Below are 1,399 nucleotides of genomic sequence, written 5' to 3' on the forward strand. Positions count from 1 at the left end.
CGCTGGCTTCCCACTCGGGATGGTTGCGCGCCGGCTGCACGCCGCGCACCGCAGCCGCGGCGGCGCGGGTGGGAGCGTCGCCGTCTTCGGGCGACTCGGCAGCGATGCGCTGCGTGGCCGCATGGCCGCGCTGCTCCAGCGCCTGCGTGAGCTTCAGTTGCCATGCGACCAGCGTGAACAGCACACCGTCTTCCACGGTAAGTTCGTGCACGTCGCGCAACTTGTTGGCCAGCTTGCGGCCGAGCGGCCCCCAGCCCTGCGACACCGCACCGCCGATGGCGCCACCCAGCGCCGCGCCCGCGCCGAGCGAGATGCCGGCCACGGCCAGGTCGGCCACCACGCCCACCGCCGCACCGATGACCGCGCCCTTGCCGAGGCGCAGGCCCGCGTCCTTCATGGCTTCGGGGCTGAAGAAGTCGAGCGTCCAGCGGCCTTCGATCATCGGCAATGGGGCTTCGTCAGCGTCGCCCTGGCGAAAGCCGTAGAGCGCGAGCAGGTCGTCGGTGCAGCGTTGGGCTTTGTCGAACACGGCCTTCTGCAGTGCGGAAACGAGGGCCTGCCGGCGCGCCTCGTCGGCGAATTCGGTGGATGACACCGTGCGGCGCACCGCGGCGGCATCGACCAGCAGCGCCGCGATGCGCGTGCATGCGGACTGGCGCCGCTGCGCAGCTTCGTCGGCCAGTGCATCGACCACGCCGCGCAGCAGATCACGGCGCTCGCGCAGCAGCGTGGCGAGGTCGTTGTACAGGTCTTGTTCGGCGCCGACGAAAGGGGCCGCCGCGTCGAAGCGCACCTGCACGTGCAGGCCGTAGGCCGAGAGCAGCTCTTTCCACGCCGGCTCGCGGCTGGCGGCATCGCGCACGAAATTCAACACCGGCAGCACAGGGCGCGCGCAAGAGTTGAGCAGCTCGATTTCGTCGCGGAACTTGGGCAGCACCGGCTCGCGCACGTCGATGACCAGAAAGGCCGCATCGATGTCGAGCATGGTGCGCAGCACCTTGGCCTCCTGCTCGAACACGCCATGAGCCTCGGGGCCCTGCAAAAACTGGCGGATGCGGTCTGGGGGCGTCGCCTGTGCATCGAAGCCGGCAAGGTGCTCGCGCAATGCGACGGCGTCTTCGAGGCCCGGCGTGTCGAAGAAGCGCACGGCGGTTTCGCCGTTCACGTCGAGGTCGACCGATTCGACATGGCGTGTGGTGCCGGGGCGCTGCGACACCTCGCCGAAGCTGATGCGCCGCGTGAGCGTGCGCAGCAGCGAGGTCTTGCCCGCGTTGGTGTGGCCGACGACGGCGATGCGAATTGGTTGTTGCGTCATGGGGCGATCGCGCTTTCTTGCAGGGCGATGTCCAGGCGGTCACTGGCGGTGATGCGCTCCAGGCCGGTGTCGCGCAGCCAGTCG

1 protein-coding gene is annotated in these 1,399 nt (G+C 69.6%); it reads right to left on the bottom strand.

Annotated features, from left to right (window positions below; genetic code table 11):
• The coding region (locus ACSFA3_RS23345; RefSeq protein ID WP_435507813.1) for a GTPase/DUF3482 domain-containing protein at positions 1 to 1,315 on the bottom strand (1,315 nt) is incomplete at its 3' end.
• Positions 1,316 to 1,399: the final 84 nt, after the last annotated feature.

Source organism: Variovorax glucosi (assembly GCF_051216695.1).
Taxonomy (GTDB): domain Bacteria; phylum Pseudomonadota; class Gammaproteobacteria; order Burkholderiales; family Burkholderiaceae_C; genus Variovorax.